Origin of the sequence: Vibrio sp. 1751 (assembly GCF_033339895.1) — a bacterium.
Classification (GTDB): Bacteria; Pseudomonadota; Gammaproteobacteria; order Enterobacterales; family Vibrionaceae; genus Vibrio; species Vibrio alginolyticus.
The window spans coordinates 1-13929 of the sequence record NZ_JAWOVM010000095.1; the positions used below are offsets into that span (position 1 = coordinate 1).

Below are 13929 nucleotides of genomic sequence, written 5' to 3' on the forward strand. Positions count from 1 at the left end.
AGGGGCTGTCTTTCCTTTAAATTTAACGCCTTACATTTTTTCATTTAGCTGTTGAGAACTTTTTTATGGTAAAGCCTTGGTATAAACAATTTTGGCCGTGGTTCCTAATCATCCTTCCTCTTACTGTCGTAGTTTGGACTGTGATTACTGTGGTCGTTTTCTCGAACAACTCTGTTTCTTTAGTCGCCGAGGATTACTATAAAAAAGGCAAAGGCATTAATATCGACATTAGTAAAATGAATGTCGCTCGTGACCTAGGTCTTAACGCTGAGATTTCCTCTGAAAATAACAATGTTGTGATTGTTTTCGCTAAAGGGAAGCTACCTCATTACCCTGCTCTAACGGCCACTTTCACTCATCGTACTCTTCCTGATCGTGACTTCACAAAGCTTGTAACAGCGGATGCATCTGGTAATTACCGACTAAAAGCTGAGGAATCTATTCAAGGACCATGGTTTGTTGAACTACAACCACACGACAAGCAATGGATGATCCAAGGTAAAGTTGAGTTTCCTGCCTCTTCAACACCGTTAATGAAGTAAGCATATGTGTAAATCCTGTTATCACTGCGGTGAAGATGTACCAGCCAACACGGATTTCAAAGTAGAAATATTGGGCGAAATTCGCGACATGTGTTGTCCGGGCTGCGAAACTGTGGCGCAGACTATTGTCGATAGTGGTCTTGTATCATATTACCAATACCGCACTGCGCCTGCAGAAAAGGCAGATCTAGTACCAGAGCAACTCCAAGCTTTAATTCATTATGACAATGCGGATGTACAATCTGAATTCGTACGAAATCGCGAAAATGTTTCTGAAGTAACCCTTTCTTTGGAAGGCGTTTCATGTGCCGCTTGTGCGTGGTTAATCGAAAAGCAAGTTTCTAATACGGCCGGGTTGGTATCTATCCGTGTTAATACAACCACCAATCGAGCGTTACTAGCCTGGGATAAAACTCAGGTACGGTTAAGCGAGCTCCTTTCCGTTATTCATAAACTTGGTTACAAAGCTGCACCTTTTGAAGCAGATAAGCAAGAAGCCTCTTACCATCGAATGATGAAGCAATATCTATATCGGCTAGGTATTGCAGGTTTAGCAACCATGCAGGTCATGATGCTCGCCGTTGCACTGTATCTCGAAGTCTTTGGTGATTTAGAGCCAGAGTTTAAAAGTTACTTTCGTTGGGTAAGTTTGATTTTTGCTACTCCTGTTTTGCTTTATTCCGCTCTTCCATTTTACTTAAACGCATGGCGCAGTATCAAAGGCCGAACCCTTGGTATGGATGTCCCGGTTTCTATCGCGTTGATCTTTGCCTATGTTGCAAGTTTAGTTGCAACAGTAACTGAACAAGGCGAAGTCTTCTTTGAATCTATCTCGATGTTTACCTTCTTTTTGTTAGTAGGTCGATTCTTAGAGATGCGCGCTCGTCGCAAAGCTGCTGCAGCGAGTGGTAACCTTCTTAAGTTGATTCCTGCAATTGCTACAACGCTGGACGGTGATCAGATACCCGTGAAGACGCTAAAAGTCGGCGATCGTATTCGCGTTCTACCTGGTGAACATATCCCCGCTGACGGTAAAGTTATTTCAGGCCGTATTCATATTGATGAATCCATGCTAACGGGTGAGTCAGTGCATGTTGTGAAACGAGAAGGCGATATTGTTTATGCGGGAACGCTAAACGGAGACGAATCATTTGAACTTGAGGTAGTAAGCTCAAAGGCCGATTCAATGATTTCTAACATCGTGCGTTTACAAGATGAAGCTCAACACTCCAAACCTAAAATTGCGGAAATTGCAGACATTGTCGCCCGTTACTTTGTTGGTGTGATTCTTATCATCTCTGCTGGTACTTGGTTTTACTGGCATCAAACAAAACCAGATGATGCGTTTTGGATCATGCTGTCTGTGTTAGTTGCTACATGCCCATGTGCGCTATCTCTGGCCACTCCGACCGCTCTCACTTGTGCTACCTCTAGAATGGGTAATTTTGGCATTTTGCTTCGTAAAGGCCATGTGTTTGAGACACTATGTAAGATCAACCACTTAGTTGTAGATAAAACAGGCACTCTAACGAAAGGTGATATTGAGATCTGTGAAACAAAGATACTTAGTGATCTCCCACAGAAAGATTGTCTATCACTAGCTGCAGCTTTAGAGGCTCATGCAAACCACCCTATCGCTCGTTCTTTTGCAACTTACACCAATGATGACTTTATCGTGTCTGACGTGCAAAACGTGATTGGTTCAGGGATTGAGGGTATGTGGAATGGCAAAATCGTTAAGATAGGTAGTGCTGCTTTTGTTCAAGGCAAAGAAAGTGGTGAAAGCCAGGCGGTCTATCTGTCGGTTGATGGCAAGCATGTCGCTAGCTTTTACTACCGCGACCCTATCCGAAAAGAAAGCAAAGCCTTTATTCAACGTTTTGCTGACGCTGGAATTAAGACAACCCTGCTAACTGGTGATTCTCTCTCAAACGCCCAACCAGTGGCGAATGAAATTGGTATCGATCACATCGTCGCGTCAGCAAAGCCAGAAGATAAGCTTGCATACCTTAAGAGCTTGGACGAAAACAGTATCACTATGATGGTTGGTGATGGAATCAATGACGCGCCGACTCTCGCCGGAGCTCACCTTTCTGTCGCAATGGGCGGTGGTACAGATGTCGCTAAAGCTTCTGCAGATATGACGTTACTTGGGGATAATCTCGAAAAGCTACTAGAAGCACGTTTGCTTGCACTGCGTACAAGAAAGATTATTCGAGAAAACTTGGCTTGGTCTTTGGGTTACAACCTGTTAATTTTGCCTTTGGCGGTCGCAGGTTTAGTGGCTCCCTACATTGCAGTAGTTGGCATGTCTGCAAGCTCAATTATCGTTGTATCTAACTCTTTGCGCCTGCTCAAAGAGAAATAAGTAGAGAAAGCAAACATGGAAAGTCTTTATATATTGATTCCCATCGCTATCGTTCTCGTTTGTGTTGCTGTCGCCGTTTTTCTTTGGGCGGTAAGAAGCGATCAGTTTGAAGATCTTGAACGGCAAGGGCACAACATTCTTCTCGACGAAGAAGACCAATCTAATAGTGATAAAAAGTAGCGACCTTTATGACTCCTGATTTTATCGGTGCGTTGATGATCGGCTTAGTAGGAGCCGGTCATTGTATGGGTATGTGTGGTGGTATCGCGTCTCTACTTACCATGGGCTCTTCTGCTAAAAATAAAACTACCCCTCTTATCCCCCTCTTCTACAACCTCGGACGATTGATCAGTTATACCTTAATAGGTGCATTAGTGGGTGGTGCTATATCAGGTTTATCTGAGCTTAGTGGGTTAACGCACTCTCTTGCTTGGTTAAGGCTGATTGCTGCGTTATTCATGATCCTGGTCGCGCTGTATATTGCTAAATGGTGGCAAGGCTTACTTTTAATAGAAAAGCTAGGGCAGTATATCTGGCGCTTTATCTCGCCGGCAGGGAAGAATCTGTTGCCACTAAAGCATCCTCTTCACGCGTTGCCATTTGGCTTTATTTGGGGTTGGTTACCATGTGGCTTAGTTTATTCAGCGCTTACTTGGTCGGCGGTTTCTGGTAGTGCGATGAACGGCGGCCTAATTATGCTTGCGTTTGGGCTCGGAACGCTACCTGCAATGCTTATTATTGGATACGGTGCCAATCATTTTCAGAAATTACAAAAATCATTAATATTTAGAAATATTTCAGCATTAATCCTTATTGGCTATGGTACGTATACCGCTGTAGGAGCCTTAGCGTTACTCGGTTTCATATAACGTTAAACTCTATTGAGGTGACATTTTTGCTACCCTTTAGGATTAAGCGATGCTAAAATATTGATGTATATCAAATAGTGAAAGGTTGTTATGATTTCTGAAAAACCTGCAACAAAGCGTATCCAATCAGGCGGTTGCGCCATTCATTGCCAAGATTGTAGCATTAGTCAACTGTGTATCCCGTTCACTCTAAATGAGGCAGAACTTGATCAGCTTGACCAAATCATCGAACGTAAGAAGCCTATTCAAAAAGGACAAGAGCTTTTTAAGGCCGGTGATGAGCTAAAATCGCTATACGCTATCCGCTCTGGTACCATCAAGAGCTATACGATCACAGAGCAAGGTGATGAGCAAATCACAGCGTTTCACTTAGCTGGAGACTTAGTCGGTTTCGATGCTATCACTGGTGACTCCCACCCTAGCTTTGCTCAAGCACTCGAAACGTCGATGGTATGTGAAATCCCATACGAAATTTTAGACGATCTATCGGGTAAGATGCCTAAGCTTCGCCAGCAAATCATGCGTTTGATGAGTAACGAAATTAAAGGTGATCAGGAAATGATTTTGCTTCTTTCTAAAAAGAATGCAGAAGAGCGACTAGCTGCTTTCCTTTACAACCTATCAACGCGTTTTTCTCAGCGTGGCTTCAGCCCTAGAGAGTTTCGTTTAACTATGACTCGTGGTGATATTGGCAACTACCTTGGTCTTACAGTCGAAACGATTAGTCGTTTGTTAGGTCGTTTCCAGAAATCTGAGATCCTAAGCGTAAAAGGTAAATATATCACTATCTTAGACCACGATGCATTGATGGAACTTGCTGGTGTAACTAAAGAATAATACACCCTAATTATTGATGTAGCTCGAAAATGAGCTACATCATATTTCTCATAAATTCCTTTCGAAAGTCCTCAAAAAGTTCTCCAAACTAAGCTACAGTAAAAATGTACGGTGAGTACTCCAAAATACTGATTTAATTTACATTCAGTATCTGGTTTTGCAATAGAAGTGGGCTTAGTTATGAGTATATACAGTAAGATCCTTGTTGTAGCTGACATCAATAATGATGAGCAGCCCGCACTTGCAAGAGCTGTTCAATTAGCTCAGAAAAGTGTATCTAGAAGCCGAATCACTTTCTTTTTATCCATTTACGATTTCTCGTATGACATGACGTCAATGCTGTCAGTGGATGAAAGAGATGCTATGCGTCGAGGTGTCATTCATCAGCGTGAGCAGTGGATGCGTAAAATTGCTCAACCATACCTAAACGATGGCTTCGACTTTGATGTTTGTGTTGTCTGGCACAACCGCCCTTATGAGGCGATTATTGCTGAAGTCTACGCAGGCAATCATGACCTAGTCATCAAAGGCACACGTAAGCATGATGTTTTAGAGTCTGTCATTTTCACACCGACAGATTGGCACTTGTTGCGAAAATGCCCTATTCCAGTGCTTCTTATTAAGAATGCTGCTTGGCCGGAACAAGCAAGTATCCTTGCCTCAGTACATGTGGGCTCAGAAAACCCGACTCATATTGATCTCAACGATACGATGGTCGAGCGATTAAAAGAAATCACCACTCGGCTTGAGGCCAAGCCATATCTTGTTAACGCCTACCCCGTTACACCGGCGAACATTACGATTGAACTTCCTGAATTTGACCCAACGACTTATACCGATGCGGTGCGAGGTCATCATTTAACGGCTATGAAAGCACTACGCCAAAAACATGGTCTTGATGAAAAACAAACGATAGTTGAGCAAGGTTTACCTGAAGATGTCATTCCGGCAGCTGCAGAGCGCTTAAATGCTGCAATGGTTATTTTAGGTACTACAGGGCGAACTGGGCTTTCTGCTGTCTTTATTGGTAATACAGCGGAGCACGTAATTGATAAAATAAATTGCGATGTGTTGGCTCTAAAACCAAAAGGTTACATTAGTCCTCTCGATCCAAATACAGCAACCTAATCTCTCCTTAGTATTGCTATGTATTGAGCGCGCTAATAAATCCCCCGAATACAGGGGGATTTTTGTTTGGGAACAGTTAAAGCGTTGGGTACAAAAAAGGAGGTCTAATTGACCTCCTTTTTTACGAGTTAGATGTTCGTAACATCGATGAACATCGATTCATCAATATTCGTCGAAGAAACGACAGCCTCATTAAATTCATACTCTTCGCGGTTACCTTCACGATCTAGCGGTAAGTTAACAAAGTCGAACAATTCGCGGTCTGCTAGTTGGCTTGGGCTTACGTTTTGAATTGATTTAAAAATTGCTTCCACACGCCCTGGCGTCTTCTTATCCCATTCAATCAACATTGCTTTTATAGATTGACGCTGAAGGTTCTCTTGAGAGCCACAAAGGTTACACGGAATTATTGGGAAATCCTTGTGCTCAGCGTATTTGATCAAATCTTTTTCACGACAGTAAGTCAATGGACGAATGACCACGTTACGACCATCATCAGAGCGTAGCTTTGGTGGCATCGCTTTAAGGCGAGAGCCGTGGAACATATTCAAGAACATTGTTTCGACGATGTCATCCATGTGATGACCTAGCGCAAGCTTAGTTGCACCAATCTTCTCTGCAAATGAATACAGCGTACCACGTCGCAGGCGTGAACACAGACCACAAGTGGTTTTGCCTTCTGGTACCTTCTCTTTTACGACGGAATACGTGTCCTTATCGACGATATAGTAAGGGATGTTCAGTGTTTCGAAATACTCTGGCAGAATGTGCTCAGGGAAGCCCGGTTGTTTTTGGTCTAGGTTTACCGCAACCACTTCAAATTTGATCGGTGCGGCTTTTTGAAGATTCAGCAGGATATCAAGCATCGCGAATGAATCTTTACCACCGCTAATACATGCCATTACAACATCGCCTTCTTCGATCATGTTGTAATCAGTAATGGCATTTCCAACATGTCTTCTTAGGCGTTTCTGAAGCTTGTTGAATTCTAGGGTTTCTTTTCTTGTATCTATTTGGTTCATTGCGGGCTCTCACATCGCCGATAAATCGACTAGGACTTCCTAACATGGGTTTCTTTGGGGCGTGGATTATACGAGCTTTTTACGCAGGATTAAATGCTTGTCTTATTGAGTCTTTAAGAAAAGAGTGTGAAAGATACTTTAGTTACGGTCAAAATTAAAAAAGAGCTGCGATTGCAGCCCTTTCTAAACGTTCAGTGTTCATTTCTTTGCGTTAGGTAGGTTAGGTAGATAAGGTAACACTCGCATCGTCGGTTCTGGTAGTGTCATTGTGCCACCTTGCCCTATTTCACTTAGTGCGACTTGTATCTTGCCATTGACAATTGGCTTTTCGGTTCCGTTTGAGAAAATCACTTTATCATTCAGTTGATTTGCAAACTCCATCGTCACACCTTGAACTTCCGGTGTAAACCAACCCGCAAACATACCGCCTAAATCTTCCAGCATCGTCTGCATTTGAGGTAGAAGAGGCTTAAGTTGCTCGTAAGAAACGTTACCCTGTAATGGTTCTTTGGTCATCACGACAAGTGAGTAATCGCAACGTGTATCTTTTGGGGTATCGATAAAAACCAACGGATTCGCTGACTTTAAGTTTTTATCAACAGGTAAAGGCAACTCTTGTGAAGCAGGGATAACAAACTCTTCATAGTGCTCTTCTTTTTCCATCCAAGCTTTTTCTATCGTACAAATTTGTTTAGTTTTTGCGTCCACAAAAAAGACACCAACTTTCACATCGTCATGCCCTTCTTTATTGTTGTTTTTTAGTTGAGTGTATAACTTTGAGTACGTGAACATGTACTCTTGAGCTTGGGTTATCGGCGATACAAGAATTAGCGCCGCACTTCCCAACAGACTTAGGCTTAACTTTTTCATTTTATCCGTTATTTTATTGCGTCCAGTAGGCGTTGTTATGACGAATCATAGCGCGAAGATCGTGTACATAGGCGATGCCACGTTCAGAATAGGCTAGCAACCCATGCGTTAACTCTGACGCGGTTGCGACCGTTAACAAGCCCTTGTTCTTTTCAGCCAGAGATGTTCTGATTTCACGCAGGTCTGCATACGCTGGGTTTCGATTAACGTTCATAAAGTAGCCATGAACAGACTGTTGTACAGAATCGAATTTTTCAACTTCATGAACTTTGTTAGCGCCACGTTGCGCTGGAACAATTCCACAGCCCTTTTTATAACACCATTGGCCGAACAAGTTGTTTGCTTGAGTAGCAAAACGAGAAGTGCCCCACGCAGATTCATTTGCCGCTTGAGTTAGAACCAAGGCTTCTGGTAAGACGTTCACTCTCACAAGCATCTCGTCTAGCCATGCTTGATCAATCTTATCGTTACTCAAGGGCAACGAATACAGAGATGATAACCGCTGAGCATACTCTTGTTGTTCTTGCGTCACTTGTCCCACCTTTAAAGAGGTAAGAAAGGCCCGCTCATGACGAATTCGTTGATTCTCAAGAGCAATTTTAGGCCTTAAAAAATCAAAAAAAGCAGCTTTTTTCTCTTTCGTATCTTTTATTGAATTGAAGTCTGGGATATCACCGATGTATGGCAAGTGTGATAAATCGACATGCTTAATCTTGCCAGAGAGTACGTCAGGATTTTCCACATATTTAAACTGTTTCTCGTAGTGTAAATATGGGCCTATAGAAATAAAAGTGGCGGCTATACAGGTTGCCGCCACTCGTAAACTTATTGATTTCAAAGAATTAGGCATCAAACACCTGTGAGTTACCATCGTGATCATTATCGTTTTTCTGTGTTGTAACGATCTTAAGCTTAATTCCAAACATTTCGCGGTAGAGTATGCCTTTCAAATGGAAGAAGAATGGCAGCACAAAAATCAAGCCAATACCGTAGAACATTGCTGCAATAATAAACATTAACATCACGCCTAAGTAAAGCCCCGCGACCACAAAAATCTTCTTGTTGATTGCGCGAAGTGATAACAGCAACGCTTGCATTGGTGGCACCCTTTTCTCACAAATCAACAAAATAGAGTGACTAAATGCCAAGGAAAGATACAGCGACAGTAAAGGAAAAATCATACCAATCACACCTTGTAGCATTAAGCTCATGAGCGTTGCTAGAATAACAGGAATGGTGAACTGCAACCCCTTTCCAACATGGCGCAACTTAGTCTTTAGGCCAGCGATATGACTCATAGCCATCAAACTTATCCCCGCATAAATTGGGGCGCTAATCACCTCATAACTGAAATTCGCGACATAAATAGAAGACACAATATCGTTTGTGAACGACTCTGGGTTCTCAAACGCATCAAGAATAACGATCAAATCGCCCAACTGCAGTTTTAATGCAATATAGAAAATACCTAACTGGACAAAAAGCAATACAATAATGGCAGGAGAAAATGATAAAAAGTGCTGGATGGTTGCTCGCCAAGCTTCGTTAAAAACAGCGCCAGCTTTAAGCTCGTAGTTGCCAGACAAAGCTCGCTCTACACTCCCTCCAAGATTGAAATCTTTCTCAAAATCGTCGTTCATAGTTTATCCAAGACTAACTTGTAAAATTTTGACTGGAATTCCAGTCAATTAATGTAATCGTCATTATAAAGAAATCTTTCCACATCTAACATCACAACTCACCTACAATCCTTGCAATCTCAACTGTATGGTTGATAATTAACCACTTTCAAGGTCATGAAATTGAAACAATTGTTGAACAAAGTTTAGTGCTATCAAACTGTGTCTAGATGCCAATTAATCTCATAAAAACAGTATGGTAAGGAATGATGGCTTTTTCCTGCAAAATTATTTCTGTTTCAAGATAAGAAAATGCTTTAATTTCACACTTTTGGTGATTATGATGCGCGCCTCAAAAGTGAATGGTTAGTGTCACATCAGCTGGGATAATCCCGGCTTGAACGTGGGGGAAATACAGACGTTGAACGCAAAACCGCAAGCAGGAAAGCCAGTTATTCGTTTATCTGGTATTAGTAAAAGTTTCGATGGTAAGGAAATCATCGGTAATTTAAATCTGGATGTTAATCATGGTGAATTTCTGACGATTCTCGGGCCTTCTGGTTGTGGTAAGACAACAGTTTTACGCATGATTGCAGGTTTTGAAACGGCAGATAACGGTCAAATTATTTTGGATGACCAGGATGTAACACAGGTTCCTGCAGAGCAAAGGCACGTCAACACGGTATTTCAAAGTTACGCATTGTTTCCACATATGACCGTATATGAGAATGTCGCTTTTGGTCTTCGTATGCAGAAAACGCCTACTGCGGACATTGAACCACGAGTAATGGAAGCACTGCGCATGGTGCGCCTAGAAAAAATGGCACAGCGTAAGCCTCATCAGCTTTCTGGTGGTCAGCAACAACGTATCGCCATTGCGCGTGCGGTTGTTAACAAACCAAAAGTACTGCTGCTAGATGAATCTCTATCTGCACTTGATTACAAACTGCGTAAGCAAATGCAAATTGAGCTTAAACAGCTTCAGCGTCAACTTGGTATTACCTTTATCTTCGTTACGCACGATCAGGAAGAAGCCCTATCGATGTCTGACCGCATTATTGTAATGCGCGACGGTGTTATTGAGCAGGATGGTTCTCCACGTGAGATTTACGAAGAGCCGAAGAACCTATTTGTTGCTCGCTTTATCGGTGAGATCAACGTATTCAACGCAACCATGCTAGAGCGTATCGACGAGAAACGTATCCGTGCAGAAATCGAAGGTGTCGAGTCTGTTGTTTACTACGATCAGGAAGCGCAAGCAGGTGAAAAACTGCAAGTACTACTTCGCCCAGAAGACTTACGTATCGAAGAGATCAAAGAGTCTGAAGAAAAAGGCATCGTAGGTCACGTAACAGAGCGTACCTATAAAGGTATGACGCTTGATTCAGTTATCCAATTGGATTCGGGCATGCGTGTAATGGTTAGCGAATTCTTTAACGAAGATGATCCTGATGTGGACCACTCACTTGGCCAGAAAGTCGCTATCACTTGGGTTGAGAGCTGGGAGGTAGTCCTCAATGATAAGCAAGAAGATTAATCTTCAAAACGCGATCATTACCTTAATCGTCGGTTGGTTAACACTTTTCGTGTTGGTTCCAAATGTGATGATTATCGGTACGAGTTTCTTAACGCGTGATGAAGCAAACTTAATCGAAATGACATTTACTTTCGACAACTACTTACGTCTACTCGACCCCTTGTATGCGAAAGTGCTGATGCACTCGTTCTACATGGCGATTGTGGCGACGTTGTTGTGTTTAGTCATTGGTTACCCATTTGCTTACATCATAGCGAAAATGCCAGAGAAATGGCGCCCATTCATGTTGTTCTTAGTAATCGTACCGTTTTGGACAAACTCTCTTATCCGTACTTACGGCCTGAAGATTGTTCTGGGTACACAAGGTATTTTGAACAAATCATTAATGGCGATGGAAATCATCGATAAGCCATTACGTATTATGTACACCGAAACAGCAGTAATGATTGGTCTTGTGTACATCCTGCTTCCATTTATGATTCTGCCGCTTTACTCGGCAATCGAGAAGTTGGACAACACTTATATCGAGGCGGCGAAAGATCTTGGTGCGAACAAGTTCCAAACCATTACGAAAGTGATTCTACCTCTTACAATGCCTGGCATTATCGGTGGTTGTTTGTTGGTTCTGCTACCAGCACTAGGTATGTTCTACATCTCTGACCTTCTTGGTGGTGCGAAGAACCTACTGATTGGTAACGTTATTAAGAGCCAAGTATTGAACGCTCGTGACTGGCCATTTGGTGCTGCGACCAGTATCGCCCTCACCTTCGCAATGGCTGTGATGCTTTACGCTTACTACAGAGCAGGCAAACTATTGAATAAGAAAGTGGAGCTAGACTAATGGGACGCACAGTTAGATTTAGCTTTATGGCGCTGGTGTATGCATTTTTGTATCTGCCAATCATCGTCTTAATTGTTAACTCATTTAATGCCAACAAATTTGGTATGAAATGGGGTGGTTTCACCACGAAATGGTACGAAACCTTAGTAAACAACGATAGCCTAATGCAAGCTGCATGGCATTCATTGAACGTAGCGGTATTCTCAGCGACAGCAGCAACCATCATTGGTAGCTTAACGGCCGTTGCCCTATTCCGTTACTCGTTCAAAGGTAAGGGTGCGGTAAACGGCATGCTGTTTGTCGTGATGATGTCTCCAGATATTGTAATGGCGATTTCATTACTTGCTCTGTTCCTGGTATTGGGCGCACAGCTTGGCTTCTTTACACTATTGATTGCTCACATCACCTTTTGTCTACCATTCGTTGTGGTAACTGTATACAGCCGCTTAAATGGCTTTGATGTGAAAATGTTGGAAGCAGCAAAAGACCTTGGTGCAAGCGAGTGGGTTATCTTGAAACAGATCATCCTTCCTCTCGCTAAACCAGCGGTTGCCGCAGGTTGGTTATTGAGCTTTACCCTGTCTTTGGACGATGTGATCATCAGTTCGTTTGTAACGGGTCCAACATACGAAATCTTGCCATTGAAGATTTACTCCATGGTTAAGGTGGGCATTTCACCGGAAGTGAACGCCCTAGCAACGGTGATGTTGATTGTTTCTTTGGTCTTGGTAGTAATTTCTCAGTTGCTAGCAAGAGAAAAAGTGAAGTAGAATCCGCACCCGTTAACATCACGAAACAGAATGGTTACATGCCATTCTGTTTTTCTATCTATCGTCCAAAATTGGACAACGTTTGGTTTGGAGCTAACGTCAATGAAAAAATGGGCTACTCTATTAGCTGGTAGTGCATGTGCGCTTTCTCTGTTCTCTGGTACAGCGGCAGCGGATGATAAAGAATTAGTATTTATGAACTGGGGTCCTTACATTAACAGTAATATCCTAGAGCAATTTACTAAAGAAACTGGCATCAAAGTAATCTACTCGACTTACGAGTCGAACGAAACTTTGTATGCAAAGCTAAAAACTCATAACCAAGGTTATGACCTAGTAGTACCTTCAACGTACTTCGTAGCGAAGATGCGTGACGAAGGCATGCTACAAAAGATCGATAAGACTAAGCTGAAAAACTTCGGCAACCTAGATAAAAACTACCTAGACAAGCCTTACGATCCAAATAACGACTACTCTATTCCACACGTTGTTGCGATTACAGGTCTAGCGGTTAACGCGGACATGTACGATCCAAACGACTTCCAAAGCTGGGCTGACCTATGGAAGCCAGAGCTTGAAGGTCAAGTAATGCTGATGGACGACACTCGTGAAGTGTTCCACATTGCACTACGCAAGCTGGGTTACTCAGGTAACTCTACGGATCCAAAACAAATCGACGAAGCGTACGCAGAGCTACAAAAGCTAATGCCTAACGTTCTAGTATTCAACTCTGACAACCCAGGAGCACCATACATGTCTGGCGAAGTTGGTGTTGGTATGCTTTGGAACGGTAGCGCCGCAGCGGCACAAAGTGAAGGCCTAAACCTTAAACTCGTTTTTCCTAAAGAAGGCGGTATCGGCTGGGTTGATAACTTCGCTATCTCCTCTGGTGCGAAGAACGTAGAAGCCGCTCACAAGATGATCGACTTCCTACTGCGCCCAGAAATCGCAGAGCAAATCTCTCGTGATACTGGCTACCTAACGGCGGTGGAAGAATCGAATGCTAAGTTTAAAGACGTTGCCCCACTGTTCCCTTCTCAAGAAGACCTTGACCGTGTTGAATGGCAAGATGCGGTTGGTGATCTAACCGTTAAGTACGAAGATTATTTCCTCAAGCTGAAAGCGGGACAATAATCTAGCTTGTGTAACAAGTCATCAACCATAGGAAAATAGGCAGCAATACGCTGCCTATTTTTGTCTTAGGCTGATATAATCGCGCGTTGCTAGGTTTATTTGTCTTGGTATCATAGATTTATCGTCTCATAACAAGGAGACAACGATATTCAAGCTAAATGAACATATTTGTGCTTACTGCGATTTGGCTCAACTCGATAACTCCAGCTAGTATTGACTTGTCCAATCGCGAAACAAAACGGAAAACAAATGAAAAGTAAATTCTACGCAAGCGCTCTATGTGCAGCGACGCTCATCGCTACCCCTGCAATGGCTGCTGATCAAGAACTGTATTTCTACAACTGGTCGGAATACATTCCAAACGAAGTTCTTGAAGACTTTACAAAAGAAAC

The 13929-nt window shown here is 42.7% G+C and carries 14 protein-coding genes and 1 pseudogene; 11 read left to right on the forward strand and 4 right to left on the reverse strand.

Annotation, left to right across the window (positions count from 1 at the left end):
* Positions 1 to 65: 65 nt before the first annotated feature.
* From R7041_RS20020 to uspE, 6 genes are all read left to right on the forward strand, one after another.
* Positions 66 to 542 carry a FixH family protein gene (locus tag R7041_RS20020; RefSeq protein ID WP_005377489.1) on the forward strand — a complete coding sequence of 159 codons (477 nt, stop codon included), beginning with the start codon at positions 66 to 68 and terminating at the stop codon, positions 540 to 542.
* A gap of 4 nt (positions 543 to 546) precedes the next feature.
* Positions 547 to 2910 carry a heavy metal translocating P-type ATPase gene (locus R7041_RS20025; RefSeq protein ID WP_005377491.1) on the forward strand — a complete coding sequence of 788 codons (2364 nt, stop codon included), beginning with the start codon at positions 547 to 549 and terminating at the stop codon, positions 2908 to 2910.
* A gap of 15 nt (positions 2911 to 2925) precedes the next feature.
* Positions 2926 to 3090 (forward strand): cbb3-type cytochrome oxidase assembly protein CcoS, encoded by a 165-nt coding sequence (gene ccoS, locus R7041_RS20030; RefSeq protein ID WP_005377493.1) that lies wholly within the window; start codon positions 2926 to 2928, stop codon positions 3088 to 3090.
* An 8-nt stretch (positions 3091 to 3098) separates the two neighbouring features.
* Complete coding sequence (locus tag R7041_RS20035; protein ID WP_017634899.1) at positions 3099 to 3779, forward strand: sulfite exporter TauE/SafE family protein; 681 nt, start codon at positions 3099 to 3101, stop codon at positions 3777 to 3779.
* A gap of 90 nt (positions 3780 to 3869) precedes the next feature.
* Entirely contained in the window at positions 3870 to 4616 is a 747-nt protein-coding gene (locus R7041_RS20040) for an FNR family transcription factor (RefSeq protein WP_005377497.1), read from the forward strand.
* A gap of 180 nt (positions 4617 to 4796) precedes the next feature.
* On the forward strand, positions 4797 to 5744 hold the full coding sequence (gene uspE / locus R7041_RS20045; protein ID WP_206949501.1) for a universal stress protein UspE: 948 nt from the start codon (positions 4797 to 4799) through the stop codon (positions 5742 to 5744).
* Between the two features lie 128 nt (positions 5745 to 5872).
* On the opposite strand, the gene ttcA is transcribed toward uspE, so the two are convergent.
* The 4 genes from ttcA to R7041_RS20065 all read right to left on the reverse strand — a co-directional run bounded on the left by ttcA (position 5873) and on the right by R7041_RS20065 (position 9276).
* Positions 5873 to 6766 carry a tRNA 2-thiocytidine(32) synthetase TtcA gene (ttcA, locus tag R7041_RS20050; RefSeq protein WP_005377502.1) on the reverse strand — a complete coding sequence of 298 codons (894 nt, stop codon included), beginning with the start codon at positions 6764 to 6766 and terminating at the stop codon, positions 5873 to 5875.
* Positions 6767 to 6964: 198 nt separating this feature from the next.
* Complete coding sequence (locus R7041_RS20055; protein ID WP_064368424.1) at positions 6965 to 7636, reverse strand: DUF2987 domain-containing protein; 672 nt, start codon at positions 7634 to 7636, stop codon at positions 6965 to 6967.
* A gap of 13 nt (positions 7637 to 7649) precedes the next feature.
* On the reverse strand, positions 7650 to 8486 hold the full coding sequence (locus R7041_RS20060; RefSeq protein ID WP_017634900.1) for a glucosaminidase domain-containing protein: 837 nt from the start codon (positions 8484 to 8486) through the stop codon (positions 7650 to 7652).
* Complete coding sequence (locus R7041_RS20065) at positions 8479 to 9276, reverse strand: hypothetical protein (RefSeq protein ID WP_206949502.1); 798 nt, start codon at positions 9274 to 9276, stop codon at positions 8479 to 8481. The genes R7041_RS20060 and R7041_RS20065 overlap by 8 nt, the downstream gene beginning before the upstream one ends.
* 400 nt (positions 9277 to 9676) lie before the next feature.
* Between R7041_RS20065 and potA the strand changes: the two genes are divergently transcribed.
* The 5 genes and pseudogenes from potA to potD all read left to right on the forward strand — a co-directional run.
* Positions 9677 to 10792: a spermidine/putrescine ABC transporter ATP-binding protein PotA gene (potA, locus tag R7041_RS20070; RefSeq protein WP_017634901.1), complete on the forward strand. Its 1116-nt coding sequence runs from the start codon at positions 9677 to 9679 to the stop codon at positions 10790 to 10792.
* Complete coding sequence (gene potB / locus R7041_RS20075) at positions 10773 to 11633, forward strand: spermidine/putrescine ABC transporter permease PotB (RefSeq protein ID WP_005377512.1); 861 nt, start codon at positions 10773 to 10775, stop codon at positions 11631 to 11633. Before potA ends, potB begins: the two co-directional genes overlap by 20 nt.
* Complete coding sequence (gene potC / locus R7041_RS20080; RefSeq protein WP_005389180.1) at positions 11633 to 12403, forward strand: spermidine/putrescine ABC transporter permease PotC; 771 nt, start codon at positions 11633 to 11635, stop codon at positions 12401 to 12403. The genes potB and potC overlap by 1 nt, the downstream gene beginning before the upstream one ends.
* Before the next feature lie 102 nt (positions 12404 to 12505).
* Entirely contained in the window at positions 12506 to 13537 is a 1032-nt protein-coding gene (locus R7041_RS20085; RefSeq protein ID WP_054579293.1) for an extracellular solute-binding protein, read from the forward strand.
* 249 nt (positions 13538 to 13786) lie between these two features.
* Positions 13787 to 13929: pseudogene (gene potD, locus R7041_RS20090) on the forward strand (spermidine/putrescine ABC transporter substrate-binding protein PotD); the annotation flags it as partial.

Excerpts from the sequence above, each read along its gene's own strand:
- R7041_RS20035 (WP_017634899.1), top strand. The coding sequence starts at position 3,099 with ATGACTCCTGATTTTATCGGTGCGTTGATGATCGGCTTAGTAGGAGCC.
- R7041_RS20055 (WP_064368424.1), bottom strand. The coding sequence starts at position 7,636 with ATGAAAAAGTTAAGCCTAAGTCTGTTGGGAAGTGCGGCGCTAATTCTT.
- R7041_RS20085 (WP_054579293.1), top strand. The coding sequence starts at position 12,506 with ATGAAAAAATGGGCTACTCTATTAGCTGGTAGTGCATGTGCGCTTTCT.
- R7041_RS20025 (WP_005377491.1), top strand. The coding sequence starts at position 547 with ATGTGTAAATCCTGTTATCACTGCGGTGAAGATGTACCAGCCAACACG.
- R7041_RS20065 (WP_206949502.1), bottom strand. The coding sequence starts at position 9,276 with ATGAACGACGATTTTGAGAAAGATTTCAATCTTGGAGGGAGTGTAGAG.
- R7041_RS20020 (WP_005377489.1), top strand. The coding sequence starts at position 66 with ATGGTAAAGCCTTGGTATAAACAATTTTGGCCGTGGTTCCTAATCATC.
- ttcA (WP_005377502.1), bottom strand. The coding sequence starts at position 6,766 with ATGAACCAAATAGATACAAGAAAAGAAACCCTAGAATTCAACAAGCTT.
- potB (WP_005377512.1), top strand. The coding sequence starts at position 10,773 with ATGATAAGCAAGAAGATTAATCTTCAAAACGCGATCATTACCTTAATC.
- R7041_RS20060 (WP_017634900.1), bottom strand. The coding sequence starts at position 8,486 with ATGCCTAATTCTTTGAAATCAATAAGTTTACGAGTGGCGGCAACCTGT.
- R7041_RS20040 (WP_005377497.1), top strand. The coding sequence starts at position 3,870 with ATGATTTCTGAAAAACCTGCAACAAAGCGTATCCAATCAGGCGGTTGC.
- ccoS (WP_005377493.1), top strand. The coding sequence starts at position 2,926 with ATGGAAAGTCTTTATATATTGATTCCCATCGCTATCGTTCTCGTTTGT.
- potC (WP_005389180.1), top strand. The coding sequence starts at position 11,633 with ATGGGACGCACAGTTAGATTTAGCTTTATGGCGCTGGTGTATGCATTT.
- uspE (WP_206949501.1), top strand. The coding sequence starts at position 4,797 with ATGAGTATATACAGTAAGATCCTTGTTGTAGCTGACATCAATAATGAT.